Raw genomic sequence first — 25,115 nt, 5'->3', positions numbered from 1 at the left:
GGCCGGGCCTGAGAGGCGCCGGCCATGGCGGATCAAGTCCGCCGCCCAGATATTTACCCACGCCCGCGGCGCGGATAATTCCGTGATCGCGCCAGTATCGTTACGCGACCTCCTCTGGGTTGCGCGTTCGGGCACCGCAGAACAAACCATCTGCTGGACAACCTCGCTGTCCTACAAGGTGGCGCTGCTCCTAAGCTCGTGGTAGTCAACGGCAAATCCTAAGCTCGACCATGTGGGAGAACTACGGGATTTCCCACTATGTGGGAGGTGGGCGTGGCGGAACTGGTATACGCAGCAGACTTAAAATCTGCCGGTGCTTCAAACACTTACGGGTTCAAGTCCCGTCGCCCACACCAGTGCGCCAAAGAGACTTAAAAAAATCCCTCGATCTCTGATCGTACGGGTTCGAATCCCGTCGACCGCACCAGCAAAAGGCTTCAAGTTTGGTTGATTTTTCTGTGTTGAACCGCCGCAACGTCATATAACCGGCGTGGTCACCGGCTGCGGATCACTGCTGTAACTCGAACAGCGCCCTCTCCATCGGGGCCATTGAAATCTGGATCGGGCCGGAGAAAGCCACGTCCATGTCGAAGATCAGGTAGATCGCCCCGGCAACCAAAGCCGCCGATGCCGCGTAGGTCGAAATGGTGATCGTATTGCGTGGCGCCCTGAAGCCGAAGCTGGCGAAGATCAGCACCAGCCAGGTGACCAGGAGCGTGATCAGAGGCACCGGGATCGTGCCCTCCGACTGCTCGATCAGCACCCAGCGCAACTCCAGCACTTTCTGCAAATGCTGGCGGGCGTCCTGCACAATGAAGCCATGCGCATCGTCGGTCGGCGCCAGCGCACTCAGCCGGGTGCCGATTTCCGCCAGCAACTGCTCAGAGAGCCGGTTGGCGGCGACCAGCGTCTCGCTGGTGGGCGAAGAATCACCCGCCACCCGCTGCACATAGACGACCAGCGGCTGGCGTACCGTGTCGGTTTGCGGGCCATATTGGCGCAAGGTCCTGTCGAGAAGGATCAATTCGGTCGCATAGGCGTGCACGTTGCGGTCGATCGATTCGAAGGTGTTCCTGGCCGAGTTGATCATCAGGCCGAGCATCAGCGAGGTCATGACCCCGAACAGATTCGCGGCGTGCCGAACCACGGTGTTCGTGTCGTCGTCACGATGTTTGGCCGGCAATTTTGGCCATATCGCCGTGCTGGCGAGCGCGGCTACCGTCAGGCATAGGAAGATTACCATTGCGATGAAAGCTTCGCGCATGCCGCTCATTCCGATTGGCAATGGCAAGGCGTCAGTTGATGACCGCCATCACTATCCCGGCGCGTCCTTGCGCCCTGCCTAACGCCTGCCGCGCCCCTTGTAGCCGAGATAGGTGGCCGTCACCGCCCCCCGGAAGGCAAGCCAAGCCAGACGCCGACGCATCGAGGCCCCAGAGCCTTCGATCTCGATGACGGGTGTGTCATTCGATGTAAGTCACCGCACCCGTTTGCAAGTCATAAATTGCCGCGACTATCTTCAGCTTCCCCGCCTTGATGAGGCCGGCCAGCACCTTGCTCGAGGCGGCTAGGCGCCTCGCGGTCCTCCGCGCGCTCTCCTTGGCGGTGTTGTCGACGAAATCACCCGCTTCGCTCCGCATTGCTATCGCCGCGGGCAGGATCGGTTCGACCATCGGGCCGATCGCGCCAGGATAGGTCGCGTTCTTGGTGACCACGTCGCACGCCGCCTTGACGGCGCCGCAGTTTGTGTGCGCAAGAACGACGATCAAGGGTGAGCCGAGCACCGCTGCCCCGTATTCAACCGTACCGAGCGTCGCAGTGTCGACGAGGTTGCCGGCATTGCGGGCGACGAACAGTTCTCCAACGCCGTGACCGCCGAAGATCAGCTCCGGAGGAACGCGACTGTCGGCGCAACTGATGATGGTGGCCCAGGGCGCCTGGTGTGCGGCGACAGCGTTCCGCTGCGCGGCCAGATCGATCGAGCAGAGTTCCGGGTGACTGACGTAGCTTTCGTTGCCGGATTTTAGCGCAGCGAGCGCTTCATCGAGGCTCAATGGGGTCGCCGCGCCTTGGGCCGCGCGCGCCGACCACGTGGCCCCACCAAGGCCAAACGCAACGAGTCCCGCGCCGACTTTGAGGAACTCCCTCCGGCCGACCCCTGTACCATCACAGGTGCTGCACATTCTTAGCTCCCCCGCCCATTGCTCCCCGAAGAATATGCGCTTGCTCTAATATATAGGCAAGCGATTGGCGATAAGGTCACGATCAAAGAGAGCGGGCCGGGATGCTGGGACCACGAAACCCACCCCAACGCGGCGCCTGGGCGTGCCCCTGAATATCAGGGCGGCCTCCCCTTATCATCTGATCTTCAGCGAGAAATTGCCGTGGATCTGGATGCCTAGCCGCTCGCCTTTTCTCCACCGCACTTCCGCTCGATAGGTCGCGCCGTCCAACGGTACGCGCAGCCGGAAGTTATCTGGCACTTTTGCCCCCGCGGCGACACGCAACTCGGCGCCGTGCTCATGCTGATTTCTGACGGCGCAGCCTATTTCGCCGTCCTGCGTGATTATGAACGCGTCCTTCAAAACCACCTCACGCAGGTGCGTTCGACGCTCTACCGGAGGGTCAGAAGGTTTATCAGTCATGCAAGCCGCCTCCGACGAGCGAAATGCTCCCAGACTAAAGTCTGCGGCTCAGGACGCAAAGGTCCGATTTTTTCGCTTAAATCCTGTGCCTGTCCTTTGTACGCTCGTCATATTATTAAATCATGAAATATATACTCTATAGTCATCGCCAAGGTTGTCACTGACAGTGCGGCAGAGACAGCCGAAAATGCATGGCATGGGGAACCAGGTATGTTCGTTGACTTCTATGAGATGCTGGAAATCAGTCCGAATGCCAATTCGGAAACGATAGAGCGCATTTTTCGTCACTTTGCCATGCGCTACCACCCCGACAACCAGGTCACCGGCAACGAGTCACGCTTCAGCGATATCCTGGAGGCTCACAACACGCTCAAGGATCCGGTCAAGCGTGCGCAATACGATATTCAGTACAAGGCCCATTTGAACCTCCGGGCCGAGCTGACCGATCAGGCGAGCAACAGCAACAACCTCGATCGCGATTCGGTCTTTCAAGCCAAAGTGCTCTCACTGCTTTATGTAAAACGCCGACAGGACGTCAACAATCCTGGCATTGGCGACGATGAGCTCGAACGAATGTCAGGCTGTCCGCGTGAGCACCTCGAGTTTCACCTCTGGTATCTAAAAGCGAAGGGCTGGATAGCCAGAACAGAAAACGGGACGTTCGCCATCACCGTCGAAGGCATCGATCGCGTTAATTCCGAACATCATCATGACGCAGCAACCACCCGCCTGTTGGATCATGCGGGCTGAATTGGAATCCCTCGGCCTCTGATCAAGCCGCCATCGGGTTCAGCTTCAGATGCTGGATCAGGATGATGGTCTTGGCATCGATGATGCGGCCATCGGCGATGCCGGCCAGCGCTTCGTCGAGCGGCATTTCCAGGACCTCGATGTCCTCGCCTTCGTCGGGTGCGCCGCCACCGGCCGAGATGCGGTCGGCGGGCGAATAGCGCGCGATGAAGAACCAGAGCCGCTCGGTCACGCTGCCGGGACTCATGTAAGGCGAAAACAGCCGCTCGATCTTGTTCAACCGGTAACCCAGTTCTTCCTCGGCTTCCTTGCGGATGGCGGTCTCCGGATCGTTTTCGTCCAGCAGCCCGGCACAGGCCTCGATCAGCGGTTCGCGGTGGCCGGTGACATAGGCGGGATAGCGGAACTGACGCACCAGAAGCACGGTCGAACGCCGGGGGTCATAGGGCAGGATCACCGCGCCGTCGCCGCGATCATAAGTCTGGCGAATCTGCGTCTCCCATTGGCCGTCACGCCGGCGGTAGTCGAGCACGGTCTTCTTCAGGACTGCCCAGTCGTTGGAAAGAATCTCTTCCGAGCGGATACGAATGCGGTCTTCCATCTGACACCTCGATGCTTGCTGGCGGAGGCAGGCGTAGCCGCGAACCGGTACAGGCGCAATCGGGCCAGCGATTGGTCCAGCACCCTTCACTGTCTCGTGTGTGGTATGGAAGGGTGCCATTGCCTAAATAGCGCATTCCCCTCCCGGAGTTTGTTCATGACGACATCGCTTTTCCAGCCGATCACACTCGATGGGCTCACCTTGCCCAACCGCATCGCCGTGGCGCCGATGTGCCAGTATTCCGCCGAGGACGGCTCGGCCAGCGATTGGCATCTTTACCACTGGATGAATCTGGCCATGTCCGGCGCCGGCATGGTCACGGTGGAGATGACCGATGTCGAGCGGCGCGGACGCATCAGCCATGGCTGCCTCGGCCTCTATTCCGAAGACAATGAGGCCGCCGCGCGCCGCGCGCTGGACGCGGCCCGGCGCGTGGCCGCACCCGGCACCAAGTTCGGCACGCAGCTGGCGCACGCCGGCCGCAAGGCCTCGAACCGCAAGCCTTGGGAAGGTGGCGGCCCATTGCAGCCAAATGAGGATCCCTGGCAGACCGTCTCGGCCTCGGCCATCGCCTACGACACCGGCTGGAACGTGCCGCACGCCCTGGAGGACGAGGAAATCCTGCAGCTCATCGGGCGGTTCGCGGAAGCCGCCAGGCGGGCCGAACGCGCCGGCTTCGACTTCATCGAACTGCACGCGGCGCACGGCTACCTGATCTTCCAGTTCCTGTCGCCGCTGTCCAACCAGCGCACGGATCGCTGGGGCGGCTCGCTGGAAAACCGGATGCGTCTTGTCGTCGAGATCGCCAGGGCGGTGAAGAAAGCAGCGCCAAAGCTGATGCTCGGCGCACGGCTGTCGGTGAAGGACTGGGTCGATGGCGGCTTTGACGTCGAGGACGCGATCGAGGTGGCGAAAGTGCTGAAGGCCGAAGGCATCGCCTACCTCTGCTGCTCGAGCGGCGGCAATTCGCCGTTGCAGAAATTGCCCACCGGGCCGGGCTATCAGGTGCATCTGGCTGAAGCCGTACGCAAGGGCGCCGGCATTCCGACCCGTGCGGTAGGCCTGATCGACGACCCGAGACAGGCCGAGGCTGTTATAGCCGAAGGCCGCGCCGACATGGTGGCGCTGGCACGCGCCTTCCTCGCCGATCCGCGCTGGGGATGGCGTGCGGCCGCCACCTTCAGCGAAAAAATCCATCCGGCACCGCAGCTCGCCCGCTCGGTGACGACGATGCAACACTGGATGAAGGCCGCCGGCTGATCGCTCATCTCCCGATCCCGGCGCACTCCTGCTTGTGATCCCGGACCGTTCGCCGACGACCCGCTTCAATTCTGGCCGCAACCTGTTACGCTGGTCAGGCTGCGGCGGGCGCGGCCGGCTTGGGAGATAATCATGTCGTTCAGGGCACTCTTGTCGGCTGCAGCACTTATGGCTGTGGTCGGGTTTTGGCTCGGTGTTTCGACGCCGACCGTCGCGCAATATTGCGAGGGTACGGTGCACGCCTCTCCGGCCGCTACAATCTGGCGACCGGCAGCGGCTTTCTGGCCTTGCGCACACGGCCGAACTCGTCATCGCGGATGATCGGGCAATTGTTCAACGGCGACCATACCGAGATCTTCGACCGGCGCGGCAACTGGTACCAGGTCGAAATCGGCGGCGGCACCGGCTGGGCGAATGCACGTTGGCTGCGCAACAACTGCGGTTACTGAGACGCCAATCATCCAGTGCGCGTTACGGAGGCGACGCGACTTTTGGGCGCAGACCAAAGGCCATTTTTGCAACCAAATTGGCTGCTTTGCGTTGCGGCCATGATGGACAACAAACCTTTTGAAACGCCTGTCGTGGTCGAGCTTGGCCACGTCGGCAAATATCGCCATATCCGCTCGACCCAGGAGGCGGCGGAGTGCCTGATGACTGTGTGGCCGCTCAATCGCGGCCCCCGTCATCGTGATGCTCTCGACACTTGCCTCAAAGTGCTGGAAGGTTATCGTTCGACAGCGGAAGCGCGCCGGGCACTGATCGAGGCCGCCAGGGAATCGGAAGTCCTGGTGCCCGACGATAAGCTGCCCGACGACCGGTTGCATTGAGCAGGCGGACCTTTAACTGGAGGTTTTGATGGCGAAGCTTACTTACAAGATCGTCGAGCACGACGGTGGCTGGGCCTACAAGGTCGGCTCAACCTTCTCGGAGACATTTCCCACCCATCAGGATGCGTTGCGCGCCGCCGAGATCGCTTCGGCCGAGCAACAAGTGGCGGGTTCCACCGACGGTATCCAGTATGAGGACGCCGAGGGCAAATGGCACGAGGAACTGGCCGACGGCCGCGACCGGCCTCAGACTGAAATCTCGGATTGATCCAGCAGAACTATGGCCGCGGATAGTATGAAAACCATCCGCGGCCAGCCGGCGCGCTGTGGCCGAATTACTTGCCGCAGTACCGATCGTTGACGTTCTGCCCGGAATTGGCGTCGGGACCAGGCGTGTTGTGAGCACATGGGCCGATACCTCCAGTATGGCCTTGGGTGCTCAGCCCCGAGCCGTAGGCGTTGATGCTTCCTGTGGTGCTTGGATCGACAGTTGTCTCGTCATTGTTGCCGAACAGCCACCAGCTGTGGTTGGTATATGTCGGTTCTGACGACTGAGCCATGGCCGATGTGGCGAGACCAATCGTCAGAGCGGATGCGGCTAGAAGTTTTACATACATATTAGTTACTCCGTATCTACTTTGGTCGTCTTGGGTGCGACAGGGTGAAAACACAATAGTCAGCCGAACGGTTCCCTGAAATTCTCGTGAAGTGGCGGTGATGCCGGGGCGACAAAAGCGCGCGCCGCGATGCGCTCGATGAAGGCGACGACTTGTTCAGGCGCGGCGAATTGCGGCATGTGGCCAAGGCCGTCGACCGCCTCGAAATCGAGCCCGCCGATCCTGTGGCGCATCGGTTCGCCGTGGATGGCCATGCCGATGACGCGGTCGGCGCTGCCGAACAGGATGCCGGCCGGCATAACAATCTCGCCGTAACGCTGCTCGACGCCGCCGAAATCCTGTTCGACCGCGACAACATCGGTCGAAGTCGCATGGAAATGCGCCGGCCGCAGCCCCAGCCCCCCGCCGCCGGCGACATGTAGTCGGGAACGTTCGCCATTTGGCGGGCATTGCCGCCGCCCGTCGGCCGCGCTATTCAGACGGCCCGTCTGCCGGAGCCTTCCATGCCTGAAATCGTCACTGCCGCCATGCTTGTCATCGGCGATGAGATTCTGTCCGGCCGCACCAAGGACAAGAACATCGGCCACCTTGCCGATATCATGACGGCGGTCGGCATCGACCTGAAGGAGGTGCGCATTGTTCCCGACGAGGAAGACGAGATCGTCGCGGCGGTGAATGCCGTGCGCACACGCTATACCTATGTGTTCACCACCGGCGGCATCGGCCCGACGCATGACGACATCACGGCCGATTCGATCGCCAAGGCATTCGGCGTGCCCTGTGAATACGATGCCAAGGCCCATGCCCTGCTGGAGGCGAGCTATGCCGCACGCGGCATCGAATACACGGAGGCTCGCAAGCGCATGGCGCGAATGCCGCGCGGCGCCGACCACATCGACAACCCGGTGTCCGTGGCCCCCGGCTTCCGCATTGGCAACGTCCATGTCATGGCCGGCGTGCCGTCGATCTTCCAGGCCATGCTCGACAATGTCGTCCCGACGCTGAAGACCGGCACGAAAATGCTGTCGGCCACGGTGCACTGTCCGTTCGGCGAGGGTCTTGTCGGCGGGCCGTTGGGTGAGATCCAGAAAGCGAATCCGGATACGATCATCGGCTCCTACCCTAAATATGGCGATGGCAAGTTCTGGACCGAACTGGTGGTTCGTGCCCGCAGCGCGGATGCGTTTGAAGCCGCGCGCGCCGATGTCGAGGCCATGGTGGCCGGCTTCGCCAGCAAGGCGAGCTGATCCGGCGCAAACCGGAACCAAGGCCGACGCTGTAACGTTTCCCTGCCGCGACCCATCACTCGCAAGATTGAGGGACCATCATGCGTTTCAAGACCATCGTTGCCATTCTGCAGAACGAGCAGGACGCCGAGCGGGTGCTCGACTGCGCCATTCCGCTTGCCAGCCGCTTCGAAAGCCATCTGATCGGCATCCATGCCGAGGCGCTCCCGGTGCCCTACACTTCGGCGACGGGTTTTCCCGATACGGAGTTCCTGCAGGTTTCCGCCGACATGAACCGGGAGCGGGCCGAAAAACTCCAGGCTTTCTTCCTGAGGCGCATCGAGGATTCCGGCCTCTCCTTCGAATGGCGCAGCCTGGAGAGCTTCTCCGGCGACAGCGCGCTGACCGGCATTTCAAACGTGCGCGCCGCCGATCTCATCATCGCCGCCCAACGCGAGACCGACGGCGATCCTGGCGCCGACGTTGATACGCTGGTCTACGATGCCGGCCGGCCGGTGCTGGTGGTGCCGCATGCCGGCCCTCTCGTCACCACCTTCAAACGCGTTCTGCTCGCCTGGAACGGCAGCAAGGAGGCCGCCCGCGCCGCCTTCGATGCCCTGCCCTTCATCATCGAGGCCGAGAAAACCGACATACTGGTCATCGACCCACCCGATACGCTCGACGAAAGCCCGGAGGCCGCGGGCGCCGAAATCGCCTCCGCGCTGTCGCGCCACGGCGCCACCGTCAGCGTCTCGGTGCAGAAATCGGGCGGCACCTCGGTCGACGACATGATCCAGAACAGGATCGCCGAGACCGGCGCCGATCTGCTGGTACTTGGCGCCTATAGCCACTCCTGGCTGCGCCAGCTTCTGTTCGGCGGGGTGACGCGCACGGTGCTGCGCACGGCACAGGTAGCAGCCTTCCTGTCGCGGTAAGTCCACAGCGATCGCTATCAGCGACCCTTGCCAAGCCGTGGGGTTTCCAGTTAATTCCGCGCGCATTCCCCTGTTTTCTTGCACGCGGCCGTCGCGTGCCGCGGAGTGCGCGAGACATGTCCCTTCCCGAAAAAGCTTTCCCGGTCTCCTGGGACCAGTTCCATCGCGACGCCCGCGCACTTGCCTGGCGGCTTGCCGGCGCAAGCAAGGGTCAATGGAAGGCTATCGTCTGCATCACGCGCGGTGGCCTGGTCCCGGCGGCTATCATCTCGCGCGAACTCGGCATCCGCGTCATCGAGACGGTCTGTGTCGCCTCCTATCACGACTACACCAGCCAGGGACAATTGCAGGTGCTGAAGGAGATCACGCCTGCCTTGCTGGCCGACGATGGCGCCGGCGTGCTGATCATTGACGACCTGACCGACACCGGCAAGACCGCCGGCATCGTGCGCGCAATGATGCCCAAGGCCCATTTCGCGACCGTCTACGCCAAGCCCAAGGGCCGGCCGCTGGTCGATACTTTCGTCACCGAGGTCAGCCAGGACACCTGGATCTATTTTCCCTGGGACATGGGCTTCACCTATCAGAAGCCGATCGCCGACGATCACGCCGGCTGATTCGAGGCAAGCCGCTTTTTGCCAATCAAGCCAGCGCCGATGACGATATTTGCTTGCGCGGAGCGACCCGCCGACAAACTATCCTGTGAAATCGACGCCTTGTTGACGGGAATTAGCTGGCGTGACCGAAGTTTTTACTTTTATTGGCCACAATTAGCCGTAAGATTCATAAGACGGCAAACGATTCTGGAGGCTGGGGCTAGCTTCTCCGATGTTGACACGGCCAACGACGCACAACCACCTTGCTGAAAGAGTCCGACGGCTCTTCGGCTCGGCGCCGTGCCGTCTGCAGGTTGCTGCCCTGCCCTGGCGCGATACTGGGGATGGCGTCGAGGTCATGCTGATCACCAGCCGCGACACTGGTCGGTGGGTGTTGCCGAAAGGCTGGCCGGAAGCCAGGGAGCCGCTCTGCGAAGCGGCCGCGCGCGAGGCCGCCGAGGAAGCCGGTTTGCGCGGCAACATCTCCCATCTCGAAGCCGGCCGTTACTTCTATGCCAAGGTGCTGGCTTCGGGCGAAGAAGTGCCTTGCGAGGTGCTGGTGTTTCCGCTGCACGTCGGCAAGATCGCGGACCGCTGGAAGGAAAAGCACTCCCGCACCCGCAAATGGGTCAGTTCCAGCGAAGCCGTGCGCATGGTCAATGAGCCCGACCTCTGTCAGATCATCGCCTATTTCTGTGCCGACCCGCGCAGGTTCTCCTGATAGACGCCTTTTGCGTGTATCATGGCGGATTCACAACCTTGTGCTATGCCGCAATGGTTTGCTAATTTTTCTTCGCTAAGAATCGGTCACTCCTGGTTTGATCGATGACGAATCCCGCAGACCCACTTCAGCAAGATCCCGGCGAGCCAAAGCGCGAGCATCGGCCGCGCGTGCTCAAAGGTGGAACGATCATCACCGGAATCCAGAATTCAGAAGTCGGTTGCACGGTCCGCAACCAGCATGCGGACGGCGCCGAACTGAAAATGCCGCTCGAAGCTCGGGTTCCCGACCATTTCCTTCTTTATGTGCCGCTCGACGGCGTCGCCTATCGCTGCGAGGTTCGCTGGCGCCGCAACGACCGGATCGGCGTACAGTTCACCGGTACCGAGCCCAAGCCGAAGCTGCACTACGGCTGACGCCCTGCGCACCGGCTTGCAGGCTTTTGCTGCCTGCGGGACAGTCTTTACGCAGCCCGCGTATCGCGGACTGGGTGATCGCGTGTGCCTGCCGCCGGAAAATGGCCGCCGCAAGCGGTCAATTCTATCCCCGTTATCCACATGTGTGACACACAAGATGTTGGGGTCACAAAAGCTACGCAAACGAATCCTTGACGGCTCGAAACGAGTCGCCTTTTATAGGCCATGCGCTCCTGTTGAGAGCGCGACCGGAAAGTTCTGAGCCCGGTCTTTTTCCCGGATTATGTGCGTTTTGCCCGCATTTCCGCCCGTTTACGAGGCCGGCGGAAGCGTTGGGATCGTGGGTGGTGGGGCGACGAAAGGGAGAATTGTCGGACTGGAATAAATTGTCTGTTAATACTATATTTAGTGTTTGCAGCTAGGTTCGACGCTAGATAGTGTGAACTTCCCTCGGGTGAGGGAATCGAAAAATTCAGTTTTGAGGGACCCGCGGGGTCGGTTGGCAGCCTCGGCAAACGCCCGGCAAGGCGTTTTGTCGTGTGCGTGGCCGCGCCTGCGAAGAGGAGATGCCGGCATTGTTCGCGATGCCGGCAAACGGCGGACTGCGCGTTTCGTCTTTTGGGGGCAGAAATCCCCGATGAAAGCGCTATATGTAGACAAAAGGGACCGGACCAATGCGCATCGAGCGTCGTTTCACCAAGCCAGGACATGCAGGCCAAGAAGGGGCCGCTTATGCGGAGATCGAATTCCGCAAGGCGCTTTCCGAGATCAAGAATCCGGATGGCTCGGTGGTGTTCCGCTTGGACAACATCGACGTGCCGGCGCAGTTTTCCCAGGTCGCCGCCGACATCCTGGCCCAAAAATATTTTCGCAAGGCCGGCGTTCCCGCGCGCCTGAAGAAGGTCGAGGAGAACGACGTCCCCTCCTTCCTGTGGCGCTCCGTCGCCGATGAGGCGGAGCTCGCCAAGCTGCCCGAGGCCGAGCGCTATGGTTCCGAGATCGACGCCCGTCAGGTCTTCGACCGGCTGGCCGGCACCTGGACCTATTGGGGCTGGAAGGGCGGCTACTTCAAGGCGTCGGAGGAAGACGCGCGCGCCTTCCGCGACGAGCTTGCCTATATGCTGGCGACGCAGCGCGTCGCGCCGAACTCGCCGCAATGGTTCAACACCGGCCTGCACTGGGCCTACGGCATCGACGGCCCGAGCCAGGGCCATTTCTATGTCGACCCCTTCACCGGCAAGCTGACGAAGTCGAAATCCTCGTATGAGCATCCGCAGCCGCATGCCTGCTTCATCCAGGGCGTGCAGGACGACCTCGTCAACGAGGGCGGCATCATGGATCTGTGGGTGCGCGAGGCGCGCTTGTTCAAATATGGCTCCGGCACCGGCTCGAACTTCTCGCTGCTGCGCGGCGAAGGCGAAAAGCTGTCCGGCGGCGGCCGCTCGTCCGGCCTGATGAGCTTCCTCAAGATCGGCGACCGCGCCGCGGGCGCCATCAAGTCGGGCGGCACGACGCGCCGCGCGGCGAAAATGGTCATCGTCGACGCCGACCACCCCGACATCGAGGAATTCATCGACTGGAAGGTCAATGAAGAGCAGAAGGTCGCCTCGCTGGTGACCGGCTCCAAGATCGTCAAGAAGCACCTCGAAGCGATCATGAAGGCCTGCGTCAATTGCGAAGGCCATGACGACGACTGCTTCGATCCGGCCGTCAACACGGCGCTGAAGCGCGAAATCAAGGCGGCCAAGAAATCGGCGGTGCCAGAAAACTACATCTACCGCGTCATTCAGTTCGCCAAGCAGGGCTACAAGTCGATGTCGTTCAAGACCTACGACACCGACTGGGATTCTGACGCCTACCTGACGGTCTCGGGCCAGAACTCCAACAATTCGGTGTCGCTGAAGGACAACTTCCTGCGCGCCGTCGAGACCGACGCCGACTGGCACCTGACCGCCCGCAAGGACGGCAAGGTCTTGAAGACGCTGAAGGCGCGGGACCTCTGGGAAAAGATCGGCTACGCCGCCTGGGCTTCGGCTGATCCCGGTCTGCATTTCAACACGACGATGAACGACTGGCACACCTGCGCTTCGGCCGGTGCGATCCGGGCCTCCAACCCATGCTCGGAATACATGTTCCTCGACGACACGGCCTGCAACCTCGCCTCGATCAACCTGCTCCCCTATCGCAATGCCGACGGCACGATCGATATCGCAGCCTACGAGCACACGGTGCGGCTGTGGACCATGGTGCTGGAAATCTCGGTGATGATGGCGCAGTTCCCGTCAAAGGAGATTGCCAAGCTCTCCTACGACTACCGCACGCTGGGCCTCGGCTATGCCAATATCGGCGGCCTGCTGATGACTTCGGGCATTCCCTACGATTCCGACGAGGGCCGCGCCATCTGCGCCGCGCTGACCGCTATCATGACCGGCGTCGCCTACTCCACCTCGGCGGAAATGGCTTCCGAGCTCGGCGCCTTCCCCGACTATGACCGTAACGCCCAGAATATGCTGCGCGTCATGCGCAATCATCGCCGCGCCGCCTATGGCGACAAGGACGGTTACGAAAAGCTCGCCGTCAATCCGGTGCCTCTCGTGGCGTCGGATCTGAAGCAGCAGGATTTGGCGACCCATGCCAAGGCCGCATGGGACCGTGCCATCGAGCTTGGCGAGGAGCATGGCTACCGCAACGCGCAGGCTACCGTGATCGCGCCCACCGGCACGATCGGCCTGGTCATGGATTGCGACACCACCGGCATTGAGCCCGACTTCGCCCTGGTGAAGTTCAAGAAGCTCGCCGGCGGCGGCTATTTCAAGATCATCAACCGCGCCGTGCCGGAGGCGCTGCGCACGTTGGGCTATTCCGAGAGCCAGATCGCCGAGATCGAGGCCTATGCGGTCGGCCACGGCAATCTCAACCAGGCGCCGGCCGTCAACCCCGGCTCGCTCAAGGCCAAGGGCTTCACCGACGACAAGATCGCGGCGCTCAACGCCGCGCTGAAGTCGGCCTTCGACATCAAGTTCGTCTTCAACCAGTGGACGCTCGGCGCCGACTGGGTGAAGGAGACTTTTGGCTTCACCGACGAGCAGCTCAACGACTTCTCGTTCGAAATGCTGCCGGCGCTGGGTTTCTCCCGGAAGGATATCGAGGCCGCCAACATCCATGTCTGTGGTGCGATGACGCTGGAAGGCGCGCCCTTCCTCAAGGCCGAACACCTCCCCGTGTTCGACTGCGCCAGCCCGTGCGGCAAGATCGGCAAGCGCTCGCTGTCGATCAACAGCCACATCCAGATGATGGCGGCCGCCCAACCCTTCATTTCCGGCGCCATCTCCAAGACCATCAACATGCCGAACGACGCGACGGTGGAGGATGCCAAGAACGCCTACATGCTGTCGTGGAAGCTGGCGCTGAAGGCGAACGCGCTCTACCGCGACGGCTCGAAGCTGTCGCAGCCGCTGAATGCCTCGCTGCTCGCCGATGGCGAAGAGGATGAGGACGATGCGATCGAGCAGCTGATCCAGGCACCGGCTGCGGCGCGCGCGGCGCAGATCACCGAGCGCATCGTCGAACGCATCATCGAACGCGTGTCGCGCGAGCAGGAGAAGCTGCCCGGCCGCCGCAAGGGTTACACGCAGAAGGCCAAGATCGGTGGCAACACCATCTTCCTGCGCACCGGCGAATATGACGATGGCCGTCTCGGCGAGATCTTCATCGACATGAACAAGGAGGGTGCCACGCTGCGTGGCCTTCTCAACAACTTCGCCATCGCGATCTCGCTCGGCCTGCAATATGGCGTGCCGCTCGACGAATATGTGCACGCCTTCACCTTCACCAAGTTCGAGCCGGCCGGCATGGTCATCGGCAACGATGCCATCAAGAGCGCGACGTCAATCCTCGACTACGTGTTCAGGGAGCTCGCCATCTCCTATCTCGGCCGCAACGATCTCGCCCATGTCGACCAGTCGGACTTCTCCAACACCGCACTTGGCCGCGGCATCAGCGAAGGCAAGACCGACGCCGTCTCCAAGGGCCTGACCCGCGGCTCGCCGGTAAAGCTGGTGTCGAGGGCGAGCGGCAACGAGCCGAAGGGTTTTGCCGGCCCCTCCGGCATCCCTGCCCGTTCGGCGCCGACAGCCTTCTCCGGCTCCAACGTGCTGGCGCTGAAGCCCGCAACCGACGAGGCGGTCGCCTACAAGCGCGACTATGAGGAGCGGGCCAAGGAACTGGCGGAAGACATCGCCTTCGAGGAGGCGGCCTCCGATGCCTCGACCGATACCACTGCGGCGCTGTTCACCGATACGGCGGCCCATGAAGCGGCCGAAGCGAAGAAACTCGCCGCCGACCGCCGCGCCAAGTCGCTGCTCCAGGGCTACACCGGCAATTCCTGCTCCGAGTGCCAGAACTTTACCATGGTGCGGAATGGAACTTGCGAGAAGTGCGACACGTGCGGTGCCACGAGCGGGTGCAGCTGAGAAATCTTGAGTCTCCTAAACCACTGTAACATGGTCGGCCCGGTCGCAAGATCGGGCCGAAATGGTAAAAAGAACAAAAACGGCACAAAAATATAAGTATGTCTTTATGTAGCATCCTTTGAAAATACCAAGACCGGCTCTCTCAGGCCGGCCTTGAATACCGCGAACAAGCCAAAGACCACGCGGAGCGACGAGATCAAATCCCATCTCCTGTGACAAGGATATCATATGGGGGAGTCGGTTCTCGGAGTCGAGCTGAAGGAGGTTTGACGTGGCTCCTCTACGGCAAAACCCGCAACGTCTGCTCATCAAACAACGGCTCGTCCTGACCGACGCGGACAAACAGCAGCTTGCGCCCCTCACCTGCCGGCACCTCGAAATACTGGATCCCGTCTGGTATTTCGCCCCAGTCGCCGCAGGGCGGGTCGGGGACCTCGTTAGGATCGGCCTTCGCCTTCAGCTCTTTCGCATAGGCGGCGTCGGGGCTGAACGTGTAGCGCTTGACGCCGGCGGGCACGGTGCCCTCGGTGTAAGGCGTCAGCACACAGCGGGCGCTGACGGCCTTGTCGGTCTTTTCAAGAAACAGACGCTGCAAGACGGCTTCGGCGGTTTTGCCAGACTGGATGTCGAAAACCTCGACAAGCGGATCGGCTGCGCCGCCATCGCTGTACTTGATGGCGAGCGCATTGCCGACGAATTCGAAATGAATCTGGCGGAAGCCAAAATCACAGCGCTGCACCCAGGCGGCGAGCCCGATATTTTTGTCCGTCAGCCTTTCCCAAACGCATTTGTCGATGGGCGGGCGCGACGGCGCCGATTCGCCCGCCACAGCGGGAATCGATCCGGACGCAAGCAGGGCGAAGGTCAAGCTGATCAGTCTCATCGCGCTATTCATCGGTGCATCCCGTCAAGGCAAAGGCATCCCAGGCCGAGCCGTCGGGGTTGGCGTTGGAGAAGTCGGGCCATTCGCTGAACATCGCACCGAACTGCGGCAGCAATAGCCCTTTCGGGGCCGGTGTCGCTTCGCGCGAATTCAGCTGCTCGGCGCCGCCTCCAGTCAGGGCATAAATCTGCCCGTCCCATATCCGGCAAAGCCCGCTGCCGTCCTCCAGACCCGCTTCGCGGTCGTCGTCGGTGCAGGGGTGGCGGATGGTGCCGAGCGGAAATGAATTTTTGCCGTTGGTCCAGGTGATGTCGGCCGGCAGGCTTATGCCGGTATGAGGCACGGCCAGCGAGAACACCTGCGCCGTCAGTGCCGCCGGTTCGTTGTCGAGCGGCCGGAATTGCATGACCGCGCCCGAACGTGGCTCCCGATAGGTGGCATGGCTCAGGAGGCATTCCTTGGCGCTCGCCGCTTGCATGAGCCCGAGCGAACCCAGGACAACAAAGGCCAGTTTGCGAATGATCATCGAAATCTCGGGGAAAGCGTTGTGAAGCAGGGCCGGCTGCGTGCCGGCTGCACAGTATCGCATCATCCGTGCAAAACCGTAAACGAAATCCGGAACCGCTGTGTCTATCGCACCTCGATCGAAAACTTGCCCCACGCAAACCCGCAATCTGTATGATCGAACACAGCAGCCCAGGGGACAAAGATGCAGCGTTTGGCAATGATCATAGCGATCTCCGCAACTACGATTGTGCCGGCCGCAGCGGCCGCGCCCTATGTCGGGACGTGGTCCAGGGACAGGTTGAACTGCCATGCGACCGCAGACGTCCAGCGCCAGACTGTCTTCACGGTGGATCAGTCGGCCCTGTCGTTTCCCAACCTCGGCTGCGAGCACGCGAGCTTCCGCAGAACCGCCACCGGTTGGCTCGTTCGCGCCAGCCAGTGTTATGGCGAGGACCCATCGCTTGACGAACCATTTTCGCGCATCATCCATATCCAAAGAGATGGCGCGACGGTGCGGTTGACCTGGCGGGGATTCGACAGCGGACCTCTCGTCCGCTGCTGAAGGCGGCGACACTCAGACCAGCCCTACCAGCAACGCCGCGCCGCCGAGAAAGCCTGCCGAACAGACCCACAGCAGCCAGAGCCCGCGCACCCGGCATTCGAGCACCGCCGAGGCGGGATTGGCGGGGTCATAGTGCACGTCGACCTTGCCGCCCTCGACATACCGCCTCGCCTGACCGCCGACGAGGCCGGGCAGCGAGGCCGTCACGCTGGCGCCGAAAGCGACACGATCGGCGCTGTAGCGCTGTCCGGCGACACCATAGCTGTAGATGATGCGGGATTTGAAGACAGTGCGCCAAGGCCGGTATCCCACGCGTTCGAACCGGTCGCGGATCTTGATCGCCTGCAGGCCGGACGCATCGATACGGCCGGCGGTGGTCGGCCATTTTGTCGCCTGCCCGGCCATCGATTTCTGGGCAAAGCCCATGCGCAGCACAAAAAGACCCATGAACAGCAGGAATGCCGCGGCACCAAGGTTCCGCGGCTTGGGCAAATGCGGCCCGATTGCCTCCAGCACGCCACCGACGGAAAACACCAGCACCAGCGCACCGACCACCAGCCCCGCCGAAAGCTGGATCATGAACTTGAAGGCACCGTCCGGCATGGTGCGCTCGATCACGGCCTTGACCGGGCTGGACGGGTCATAGAACACGGTTACCGCCGCGCCGCGCGGAAACCGCGCAAGGGTTTCGGCGACTTCGAAATTTCCGAGGTTCTCCTGCACGCTGTAGTGCGAACTTTGAAATGTCTTGCCGCCCACCTTGTACTCATAGGTGATAGCCGGGAAATTGCGGATCTCGGTCGAAGTGCTGCTTTCCGAGCCAGTGCCGGAGCTCGTCACCTCGCGCGCCTCGACGCGCGACGAGACGATCTTTCCAGGCGTCGGCAACCAGCGGCTGGCCGCCTTGACCTCTCGCCATTTCAGGAAGGTGACGATCGACAGCATGCCGGCGACCGTGCAGGCAAAGCCCACCAATAGAAATTTGAGCTCCAACTCGTCCCTCCGAAGACCAAGAGTGCAGCAGCCCGCATATAGACAGCACGGCAACGGAAATGTCTTGTCCATTCGCAAGGTTGGAAATGAACGCCGGCAAGGCCATCCGCACGATGACGTGATAAAGGGCTACTTGACGATCGACCCGATCGGATAAAATCCAGGAACACAACAGCCGGGACGATGCGCATGAGTGACAAAGCCGACGACGAACCCGATATCGTGAACCAGCTCGCCTATGTCAGGGCCGACCCAACCCAGCACGACACGCTAACGCTTCTCGCCATGATCGATGCCGCCATCGCCGAGATCATGAGCCTGAGGACGAAGCTGCGGCTGAGCGAGGAAAAGCACAGCGGGAGCAATCAGTTCCGATAGGCCGGGAATGAGCGCCTGGGCGGCGGACGGTATCCCGTCCTAGTCCGAGTCAGCCATCATCTGCCGGCCGCCGCCGCCGGCCCAGGCGCGCCATTGCCGCTCATCGCCATGGAAGACGTTGAGATCGATGCGGCCGGTTACACCATGCGACAGGCCGGAGCCGGAATACTGCCAGAACAGCCACTTGCGATCGGGATAGACCTTTGACGGGTGCCGGGCCACAGCGCGCAGCCAGAACGGGTAGTCCGGGAAGGCGCCCTGAAGGTTGTCTCGGTAGAAATCCGGCGCTGTGTAGATGATCGGCCGCTGGCCGTAGTGGCGTTCCAGCTTGTCCATGAACACCTGCATCTTCTCCAGCACCTTTTCGCGCGACGGGCGCCGCTGGCAACTGGAGTCGCCGTTCCACTCTACGTCGATCACCGGCGGCAGCGCGCCCTCGACCTTGGGTACGTTGCGGATGAACCAGTCGGCCTGCTCGCCGGCGGTGCGGCACCAGTAGAAGAAATGATAGGCGCCGCGCTTGAGGCCGGCGGCGTCGGCGCCGCGCCAGTTCCTGGCGAACATCGGGTCGAGATGGTCGCCGCCGTCGGTCGCTTTGATGTAGGCGAAGTTGGCACCCTGGGCGCGCAGCTTCTCCCAGTTCACGTTGCCTTGCCAGCGCGACACGTCGACACCGTGCACGGCAAGGTGACGGGGCGACGAGCGGCCGAAATTGATCGGCTTGGCATCGCGGAAGCCGTAGCGCGTGACCGGTCCGGCCAGCATGGGCGGTGCCGCCCGCGACAACAGCTTCGGCGGCGACACCAGGGCAGCCTCCTCGATCGGCGGCTCGACGCTGTCGGGCAGTTCGGCTGCGGGAAACGCCACCGTCTCTTCCTCCGCCAGGCCAAAGGGCCGAGCGGTGTCGTCCTCGGGCGCAACCTCGACCCGATTGCGCGCCGCGTTTGCCTTGGCCCGCGGAACGGATGCGATCGGCGCGCTTGGCCGGACAACCGAACTGGTGGTTTCACTGGATGGCTTCTGCATGTCGAGCGCATCCATGCCCGATGTCGACGAACAGCCGGCAAGGCACAGCGATGCGATCACGAAACTGATGACGCCTGGTAACCGCATCTGGACCTGTACTCAAAACACAACAGACCGAAGGCGACGGCCGACGGACAACCAGACGAGTTATGAACGAGAAATTACCAATAAAGATTGAATCAAGTTTTTTACCATAGTTGTGGCCCCTTTCAGACAGCCGCCGGCAGCGGTCCGGCCAAGCCTTGACAGTGCCATGATGTGGCTGTTGAGAACGGTATGCGGCGTTTGCGCCGGCGTTCCCAAGATTCCTGACAAGGCGCCGGGCCACGCGGCTGGCTCGTCAACGACAAGCTCGACGAACTCAGGAGCCTGCTCGACAGCGGCAGCTGAGGAACACTTTCAAAAGGGAGCTTGCGTGCAGTCATTCATCGACCAGAGCGTTTGTTTCATCGAGAACCATCAGGCCTGGGCGGGCCTCGTGGTCGGATTGCTGGCCTTCGGCGAATCGCTGGTGCTGGTCGGCATCCTGTTGCCCGGCACCACGGTGCTGATCATCGTCGGCGGCCTGGTGGGCGCCGGTATCGTCCAGCCGCTGCCGGTTCTCCTCGCCGCGATGATCGGTGCGACGCTCGGCGACACCATCTCCTATTTTCTCGGCAAATGGCTCGGGCGCGGCGTCGTCCACAAATGGCCGCTCAACCGCTATCGCCGCGAGATCGCCAGGGCGCGCCTGTTCTTCCATCGCTACGGTTTCGCCGCGGTTTTCGTCGGCCGCTTCTTCGGTCCGGTGCGTGCCACCGTGCCGCTGGTAGCGGGCATGATGGGGATGAACAGGCGCCGCTTCCAGATCGCCAACATCCTGTCGGCGATCGTCTGGGCGCCGGTCGTGCTGTCGCCTGGATGGCTGGTGGCGAAAGGGGCCGACAATCTGCCCGAACTCGACGCGACCAGCCTGTTCGGCCTGGCGGTGATCGCGGCCATGGTGGCGGCGATCATCATCGCCGTAATTGTCATCAGGCTGCGAGGCAGGCGCGATAAACGGGCTTAGCGCGTATCGCGATCGAGGGCGCCAAGCATCAGCGCCTCCTGAAGACGCCGATCATCGGCCCCAGGTTCCAGTAGTCGTCGTTGCGGCCGATGGCCGGAGCGAGCAGGCTCGATATCGTGCCGTCGAGAAAGAGCGCGTTGTCGCAGCCGAGCGCGTCACGAAACAGGCGGGCGAAGGCATGGAACGTCACCGTGCCGTTCGAAATGGCAAAGACGGCAATCCCATCCTTTCGCACCCCGACGCCGTCGCGGCTTTTGCGCGACGTGCCGTCAGACCGGAATTTCGGGTGAAGCTGGCCGTCGATCACCAGCATTGGCCCTGATTGGGTCGCATAGTCGGTCGCTGGCCGCTGCCTGACAAAGTCCCTGGTCGCCCGGACCACGGCCTTGCCGCCGCCGATGTAGAAGATGCCATTCGGCTGCAGCGAAAAATTGCCGCTGCCCGATCCCGTCTTCACACCGGCCATTTCCTGGCCGCGTTCGACATAGAGGCCGACCGGCCTGAGGTCGGGATGATACATGCCGGCATTGATGGCAAACAGCATGGTACGTCCGGCCGTGCGCTGGGCGTCGTCGAGATTGTGCAACGATTGAAAAGGCTTGCCCGCCGGGTCTTTCCAGAACAGTTCGATCGAATATAGCTTTGGATCGACCTCGCAGACGAGAAAGCTCGCCGCCTCGAAGGCGACGTCACGGCACGGCGGCACCGAAGCGAACCACTGGCCGAATGCCACCGTCGTGGCGACCGCGTGCGGCAACGCGGCCTTGAGCAGGGCCAGCAACAAGGGTGCCGAATGCAGGAGTGTCAAAAAATCCATGCGCGTTCCGGATTGTCGGTTCCAACGAACTGTCGTGGATAGCACCGCTTGCCGGTACGATGAAGGATTTGCTTGAGGGGCGTGGACTACGGCCCGGACGGCCCGCGGCGGCTATTTGACGGCGCTGACCAGCTTCTCTTCGCCGGCAAGAATGGAGACCCAGTGCCCGGTGTCGTCGCTCGCCTGCCTTTTCAGATAACGATACGGCGTCTGGTTCCAGAGACGAACCTTGTCGACAAGGTTGTCGAGGATGAAGTCGCCCTTGTCGGTACGCACCGTCAGCACGGCATGGCCTTCGCCGTCCGGCTTGCGAACCACCGTCATCAGAAGATTGGCTATGGCAATGCCCAGGCTGTTGAGCTCACGCCGCTTTTCCAGCGCGTAATCCTCGCAATCGCCGAAGCCATTGTCCGGATAGGCCCACCATTCCTCCTTGCCGTAATTGTCCATGTCGCTCATCGGCTTGACGCGCGCGTTGACCGAAAGGTTTACGGCGCTGATCTCCCGCGACAGCCTGGCGGTCAAGCGTGCCGGCTCGCTGTCGGGCGAACGGATCGAGCACTCGGCGGAATGGATCTTGCAAAAATCATAGTGGCCGATCGGCTGGGAAGTCGAGCCGCCGATAACCATGGAGACGGGAGCCGCGTAGGCGGAACTCGCCGCCGAACAGAAAGCAATCAGGCCAATCGCAAGCCCCAGCCCCTTCGCCTTCCGGCGCCAACCCATCGAGGATGCCATCCGGCCCCGCCCATCTGTTTTGTTAACAGAACGTTAAGGGCGGATATTGCCGGGAGTCAATGAAGGCGTCCTATCACATCTTCGGGCATGGGTTGATGCTCTCCTGGCGGTTGCAGCCGTGCAACACCGGAAGCGTGCGGGTCCAGCCTAGACAAGCCACCCCATCGCCACGCCCACCAGCAGGACGACCCCGAGCACGCCGCGATAGATGACGAAGGGCCATGCGGAGAAGCGTTCCAGCACGCGCATCAGGCCCCAGATGGCGAAAAAGGCCGATATCGAAGCCACGAGCAGTCCCAGGCCGAGAACCGACCATCCATGGGCATCGAGATGCACCTTGTGCAGCTCCCATAATTCCTTGAGGCCGGCAAGCGCGATGGCCGGCAGCCCGAGCAGGAACGAGAAACGGGCCGCCTCCGCCCGCTTGAAGCCAAGCCCTAGTGCCGCCGTCAGGGTCGAGCCGGAACGGGAAACGCCGGGTATCAAGGCACCGATCTGCGCTACGCCGACCAGCAATGCATCGGCCCGCGACGCGTCGGCCATGGTGCGCCGATGGCGGGCAAAGATTTCCGCGAACCCCAGTAGGACCGCCATGGCGATGCAGGCCCAGCCAATCACGGTCAGGCTGCGCAACGGCGAATTGCAGGTGTTGAGAACGCCCGAGAGCGCCACGCCGGCGATGATGATGGGGACTGTCGCCAGCACGATCCACAGCGCCAGACGGAAATGCCGGTCGGCAAAATCGCTGCGCGCGAGGGCGGCGAATGACCCGAACAAAAGATCCCTTACGTCGCCCCAGAAATAGCTGACCACGGCGGCAAGGGCCGCCAGTTGCATGGCGGCGGAGAAAGCGGAGCCCGGATCCTGCCATCCAAGCACGGCCGGCACGATGCGCATATGGGCGGTCGAGGAAATCGGCAGCAGTTCTGTGATGCCTTGCACCAGGCCGAGGAATGCGACCTTGGCAAATCCAAGGCCGACAAAGCCCGTGTCGACGCCTTGCGTGCAGATATCAGCCATGTCGGGCTCCATGCGGGAGGGATCGGACTAGCGAAGGCATCGACGGCGATCGGTGCCCGGCAAGCCATATCGTCATGTAGCGTAGAATCAATTTACGGATTTGTAAGCTGGCGCCGCCGCGTCAGACGCGCACGGTTCAAACCGGCCCGAAGGGCCGGCGATGCTCCATGGGTGGAGGTTGGCAAGACGATTACGGGCAAAGCCAAAGTTTCTGGCAGGTCCTGGCAATTACATGCGCGGGCGGCACGACAGGCTCCTCCGCGGATGGCCGGCGAGCCCGTTCGAGCAGCATGCGCACCTGTTCCGGGCGCACACGGTCACGCTCCATCACAAGCAGGACCATCGGGTCGCTCAAAAGCTCGTCCAGGGTGCTGATGCTGTCGTTCATCCGTCGTCTCCTCGAATGCCGGGCCCGCGACGCTTAGATAGGGCGACAAAGATGGCCCGCCAATGACGCTTTGCCGGCTATCGCGTGTCTCTTTGGACTATTTTTGGTCATCCTGGGGCACGTCCTCCTGGCGAGGGGAAGGAGGAAGCCTAGGCCGGCGGAGCGCCTTCATATCGCGGCAGGCCGTCGTCCAGCATCACCCAGGGCTGTTTCGAGGTGGTCCAGATATGCATCTGGGGCCTGAACAGCGACGGGTCGTCGAGCGAACCGGTCGTAAGGCCGATGATGCCGGCGGAATCGCGCCGCGAAAACATCGTCGTTCCGCAGTTCGGGCAAAAACCACGCTTGAGATCCGGCGAGGTGTTGACCGTGGCCAACGGACCCTCGACCGTCACATCATCGATGCGGAACAGAACGCGCGCATTGAAGGCCGCGCCAATCGCCTTCTGGCAGAGCCGGCAATGACAGATGCGCTCGTTGATGGGGTCAGCGTCGGTGCGGTAGCGCACCGCCCTGCACAGGCATCCGCCCTCATATTTTGCCATCGTCTGGATCCATTGGTGGAGTGAACGGGCGGCAAGGTAGCGGCGAGGCCGATTGGGTCAATTGAAAAGCTTTGATACAAGCTCATCGATTATCGTGATGTGGCAGGACCGTCATGACAGCGGACATCGAAACAATCGGCATTGCGGCTCTGTTCGGACCGCCCTCGCCCGCCCGCGACCGCTGCGACGCCAGGATCATGGCCGCAGCGGCTGGCATCGGTTTCATGGCGATTCGGGATTTTCCCGGCGATGACTGGCTGACGCCGGACAAGCGCACGCAAGTGCTGCGCATCTTTTCGCTTCCCGACGCCGAGAAGCAGAAACTGCTGCGCTGGAATTTCGATCACACGAAGAAGAATTTCTACCGCGGCTGGTTTCCGCTGCAGCCGCATGCCGTTTCCTACAAGGAAGGTATCGACATGGGGCCGGACCTTGCCGACGCGGCGCGACTGTCAGCCTCCGACGATCCCTTGTGCGAGCCGACACCATTGCCGGCCGAAAATGCGCTGCCAGGCTGGCGTACCGCCGCAGCCGACTACTATCGCGCGATGGAGACGGTCGGCATCATGCTGATGCGGTCGATCGCCCGCGGGCTTGGCCTGCCTGAACTGATCTTCGATGCCTATTTCGACGGTGGCATCTCGACGCTGCGCCTGATCCGCTATCCCCTGCGTGACGCCAATGCCGGCGTCGATACCGGCGGGCCGGAGTTTTCGGTGATCCACAAGGGCGAGACGCGCACCATCATTGGCCGCGAACATGCCGATTCAGGCTTCGTCACTTTGCTGGCGCAGGACGACGTCGAGGGCTTGCAAGCGAAGAACCTCGCCGGCGAATGGATCGACGTGCCTCCAGCCAACGGCACGCTGGCGGTCAATTTCGGCCAGTTGCTGGAACACTGGACCAGCGGCCGCGTGCGGGCGACACGGCACCGGGTCATTGCGCCGAAAACGGTGCGGTTCTCTATACCGTTCTTCTACGAGCCGCGTGTCGATGCGGAAATATCGCCTCTGCCGTTGGACGACGCCGAGCCGTTCGAGCCGTTTCTCTACGGTGACTATCTCTGGGAGTCGGCGACGAACTTCGTCGAGATGAGCGGCATCAAGCATCTGAGGCAGCCGCGCCGAGCCAAGGCTTCCTGAAC

General features: G+C 62.0%; 30 protein-coding genes and 1 tRNA gene. 16 read left to right on the top strand and 15 right to left on the bottom strand.

Annotation, left to right across the window (positions count from 1 at the left end; all coding sequences use genetic code 11):
• Together FJ492_RS28965 and FJ492_RS07580 are read left to right on the top strand one after the other, a co-directional pair.
• The coding region (locus FJ492_RS28965; protein ID WP_210241527.1) for a hypothetical protein at positions 1-205 on the top strand (205 nt) is incomplete at its 5' end.
• Between the two features lie 62 nt (positions 206-267).
• A tRNA-Leu gene (locus FJ492_RS07580) sits at positions 268-356 on the top strand.
• A gap of 152 nt (positions 357-508) precedes the next feature.
• Here FJ492_RS07580 and FJ492_RS07575 read toward each other — a convergent pair.
• From FJ492_RS07575 to FJ492_RS07565, 3 genes are all read right to left on the bottom strand, one after another.
• The gene (locus tag FJ492_RS07575; RefSeq protein WP_140506264.1) at positions 509-1,264 is read right to left on the bottom strand and encodes a DUF4239 domain-containing protein; all 756 of its coding nucleotides are present in this window, start codon (positions 1,262-1,264) and stop codon (positions 509-511) included.
• A 199-nt stretch (positions 1,265-1,463) separates the two neighbouring features.
• Positions 1,464-2,054: a carbonic anhydrase gene (locus tag FJ492_RS07570; protein ID WP_246675930.1), complete on the bottom strand. Its 591-nt coding sequence runs from the start codon at positions 2,052-2,054 to the stop codon at positions 1,464-1,466.
• 303 nt (positions 2,055-2,357) lie between these two features.
• Positions 2,358-2,645: a PilZ domain-containing protein gene (locus FJ492_RS07565; RefSeq protein WP_027145499.1), complete on the bottom strand. Its 288-nt coding sequence runs from the start codon at positions 2,643-2,645 to the stop codon at positions 2,358-2,360.
• Between the two features lie 210 nt (positions 2,646-2,855).
• Here FJ492_RS07565 and FJ492_RS07560 point away from each other — a divergent pair, with 210 nt between their 5' ends.
• Entirely contained in the window at positions 2,856-3,395 is a 540-nt protein-coding gene (locus FJ492_RS07560) for a J domain-containing protein (protein ID WP_140506269.1), read from the top strand.
• Positions 3,396-3,417: 22 nt separating this feature from the next.
• On the opposite strand, the gene FJ492_RS07555 is transcribed toward FJ492_RS07560, so the two are convergent.
• Entirely contained in the window at positions 3,418-3,996 is a 579-nt protein-coding gene (locus tag FJ492_RS07555; RefSeq protein ID WP_027145497.1) for an NUDIX domain-containing protein, read from the bottom strand.
• Positions 3,997-4,152: 156 nt separating this feature from the next.
• Between FJ492_RS07555 and FJ492_RS07550 the strand changes: the two genes are divergently transcribed.
• From FJ492_RS07550 to FJ492_RS07535, 4 genes are all read left to right on the top strand, one after another.
• Entirely contained in the window at positions 4,153-5,256 is a 1,104-nt protein-coding gene (locus FJ492_RS07550; RefSeq protein WP_140715003.1) for an NADH:flavin oxidoreductase/NADH oxidase, read from the top strand.
• Between the two features lie 221 nt (positions 5,257-5,477).
• Positions 5,478-5,705 (top strand): SH3 domain-containing protein, encoded by a 228-nt coding sequence (locus tag FJ492_RS07545; RefSeq protein ID WP_246675929.1) that lies wholly within the window; start codon positions 5,478-5,480, stop codon positions 5,703-5,705.
• A 99-nt stretch (positions 5,706-5,804) separates the two neighbouring features.
• Positions 5,805-6,083 (top strand): DUF982 domain-containing protein, encoded by a 279-nt coding sequence (locus FJ492_RS07540; protein WP_032935880.1) that lies wholly within the window; start codon positions 5,805-5,807, stop codon positions 6,081-6,083.
• A 28-nt stretch (positions 6,084-6,111) separates the two neighbouring features.
• Positions 6,112-6,351, top strand: a complete 240-nt coding sequence (locus FJ492_RS07535; RefSeq protein WP_027145493.1) for a DUF2188 domain-containing protein — start codon at positions 6,112-6,114, stop codon at positions 6,349-6,351.
• Between the two features lie 67 nt (positions 6,352-6,418).
• On the opposite strand, the gene FJ492_RS07530 is transcribed toward FJ492_RS07535, so the two are convergent.
• Together FJ492_RS07530 and FJ492_RS07525 are read right to left on the bottom strand one after the other, a co-directional pair.
• Positions 6,419-6,700, bottom strand: coding sequence for a hypothetical protein (locus FJ492_RS07530; RefSeq protein WP_140506275.1), 282 nt, complete (start codon positions 6,698-6,700; stop codon positions 6,419-6,421).
• Positions 6,701-6,759: 59 nt separating this feature from the next.
• Positions 6,760-6,999 carry a hypothetical protein gene (locus FJ492_RS07525; RefSeq protein ID WP_246675927.1) on the bottom strand — a complete coding sequence of 80 codons (240 nt, stop codon included), beginning with the start codon at positions 6,997-6,999 and terminating at the stop codon, positions 6,760-6,762.
• 204 nt (positions 7,000-7,203) lie between these two features.
• Here FJ492_RS07525 and FJ492_RS07520 point away from each other — a divergent pair, with 204 nt between their 5' ends.
• From FJ492_RS07520 to FJ492_RS07495, 6 genes are all read left to right on the top strand, one after another.
• Positions 7,204-7,947, top strand: a complete 744-nt coding sequence (locus FJ492_RS07520) for a competence/damage-inducible protein A (protein WP_140769283.1) — start codon at positions 7,204-7,206, stop codon at positions 7,945-7,947.
• Between the two features lie 80 nt (positions 7,948-8,027).
• Entirely contained in the window at positions 8,028-8,861 is an 834-nt protein-coding gene (locus tag FJ492_RS07515; RefSeq protein ID WP_140715009.1) for a universal stress protein, read from the top strand.
• Between the two features lie 116 nt (positions 8,862-8,977).
• A complete protein-coding gene (gene gpt / locus FJ492_RS07510) occupies positions 8,978-9,478 on the top strand; it encodes a xanthine phosphoribosyltransferase (protein WP_027145490.1) in 501 nt (166 codons plus the stop codon).
• A gap of 211 nt (positions 9,479-9,689) precedes the next feature.
• On the top strand, positions 9,690-10,178 hold the full coding sequence (locus tag FJ492_RS07505) for an NUDIX hydrolase (protein WP_140769281.1): 489 nt from the start codon (positions 9,690-9,692) through the stop codon (positions 10,176-10,178).
• A gap of 104 nt (positions 10,179-10,282) precedes the next feature.
• Positions 10,283-10,594: a PilZ domain-containing protein gene (locus tag FJ492_RS07500; protein ID WP_140506283.1), complete on the top strand. Its 312-nt coding sequence runs from the start codon at positions 10,283-10,285 to the stop codon at positions 10,592-10,594.
• Between the two features lie 674 nt (positions 10,595-11,268).
• Complete coding sequence (locus FJ492_RS07495; RefSeq protein ID WP_140769278.1) at positions 11,269-15,066, top strand: vitamin B12-dependent ribonucleotide reductase; 3,798 nt, start codon at positions 11,269-11,271, stop codon at positions 15,064-15,066.
• A gap of 280 nt (positions 15,067-15,346) precedes the next feature.
• Here the strand turns inward: FJ492_RS07495 and FJ492_RS07490 are convergent, their stop codons facing one another.
• The 3 genes from FJ492_RS07490 to FJ492_RS07475 form a co-directional block, all read right to left on the bottom strand.
• A complete protein-coding gene (locus tag FJ492_RS07490) occupies positions 15,347-15,961 on the bottom strand; it encodes a hypothetical protein (protein ID WP_181166597.1) in 615 nt (204 codons plus the stop codon).
• Positions 15,954-16,475, bottom strand: a complete 522-nt coding sequence (locus FJ492_RS07485; protein ID WP_140769276.1) for a hypothetical protein — start codon at positions 16,473-16,475, stop codon at positions 15,954-15,956. The genes FJ492_RS07490 and FJ492_RS07485 overlap by 8 nt, the downstream gene beginning before the upstream one ends.
• A 555-nt stretch (positions 16,476-17,030) precedes the next feature.
• Positions 17,031-18,011: a DUF3592 domain-containing protein gene (locus FJ492_RS07475; RefSeq protein ID WP_246675926.1), complete on the bottom strand. Its 981-nt coding sequence runs from the start codon at positions 18,009-18,011 to the stop codon at positions 17,031-17,033.
• 189 nt (positions 18,012-18,200) lie between these two features.
• Between FJ492_RS07475 and FJ492_RS07470 the strand changes: the two genes are divergently transcribed.
• A complete protein-coding gene (locus FJ492_RS07470) occupies positions 18,201-18,389 on the top strand; it encodes a hypothetical protein (RefSeq protein WP_027145480.1) in 189 nt (62 codons plus the stop codon).
• 39 nt (positions 18,390-18,428) lie between these two features.
• Here FJ492_RS07470 and FJ492_RS07465 read toward each other — a convergent pair whose 3' ends face one another.
• Positions 18,429-19,502 carry a GH25 family lysozyme gene (locus tag FJ492_RS07465; protein ID WP_140769270.1) on the bottom strand — a complete coding sequence of 358 codons (1,074 nt, stop codon included), beginning with the start codon at positions 19,500-19,502 and terminating at the stop codon, positions 18,429-18,431.
• A 328-nt stretch (positions 19,503-19,830) separates the two neighbouring features.
• Between FJ492_RS07465 and FJ492_RS07460 the strand changes: the two genes are divergently transcribed.
• Positions 19,831-20,463: a DedA family protein gene (locus FJ492_RS07460; protein ID WP_140769267.1), complete on the top strand. Its 633-nt coding sequence runs from the start codon at positions 19,831-19,833 to the stop codon at positions 20,461-20,463.
• 28 nt (positions 20,464-20,491) lie between these two features.
• On the opposite strand, the gene FJ492_RS07455 is transcribed toward FJ492_RS07460, so the two are convergent.
• The 5 genes from FJ492_RS07455 to FJ492_RS07435 form a co-directional block, all read right to left on the bottom strand.
• The gene (locus FJ492_RS07455) at positions 20,492-21,280 is read right to left on the bottom strand and encodes a phosphodiester glycosidase family protein (RefSeq protein WP_140769265.1); all 789 of its coding nucleotides are present in this window, start codon (positions 21,278-21,280) and stop codon (positions 20,492-20,494) included.
• A gap of 111 nt (positions 21,281-21,391) precedes the next feature.
• Positions 21,392-22,018 (bottom strand): transglutaminase-like cysteine peptidase, encoded by a 627-nt coding sequence (locus FJ492_RS07450; RefSeq protein ID WP_140506305.1) that lies wholly within the window; start codon positions 22,016-22,018, stop codon positions 21,392-21,394.
• 147 nt (positions 22,019-22,165) lie between these two features.
• On the bottom strand, positions 22,166-23,038 hold the full coding sequence (locus FJ492_RS07445; protein ID WP_140769263.1) for an undecaprenyl-diphosphate phosphatase: 873 nt from the start codon (positions 23,036-23,038) through the stop codon (positions 22,166-22,168).
• 190 nt (positions 23,039-23,228) lie between these two features.
• A complete protein-coding gene (locus FJ492_RS07440) occupies positions 23,229-23,426 on the bottom strand; it encodes a hypothetical protein (protein WP_140506309.1) in 198 nt (65 codons plus the stop codon).
• A gap of 149 nt (positions 23,427-23,575) precedes the next feature.
• On the bottom strand, positions 23,576-23,971 hold the full coding sequence (locus tag FJ492_RS07435) for a GFA family protein (RefSeq protein WP_140715031.1): 396 nt from the start codon (positions 23,969-23,971) through the stop codon (positions 23,576-23,578).
• Between the two features lie 113 nt (positions 23,972-24,084).
• Here FJ492_RS07435 and FJ492_RS07430 point away from each other — a divergent pair, with 113 nt between their 5' ends.
• Positions 24,085-25,113, top strand: a complete 1,029-nt coding sequence (locus FJ492_RS07430) for a 2OG-Fe(II) oxygenase family protein (protein ID WP_140769260.1) — start codon at positions 24,085-24,087, stop codon at positions 25,111-25,113.
• Positions 25,114-25,115: the final 2 nt, after the last annotated feature.

The organism is Mesorhizobium sp. B2-5-4 (assembly GCF_006441095.1).
Lineage (GTDB): Bacteria > Pseudomonadota > Alphaproteobacteria > Rhizobiales > Rhizobiaceae > Mesorhizobium > Mesorhizobium salmacidum.
Note: the sequence above shows the minus strand (reverse complement) of the source record. Positions and strands in the feature narration are given on the sequence as shown.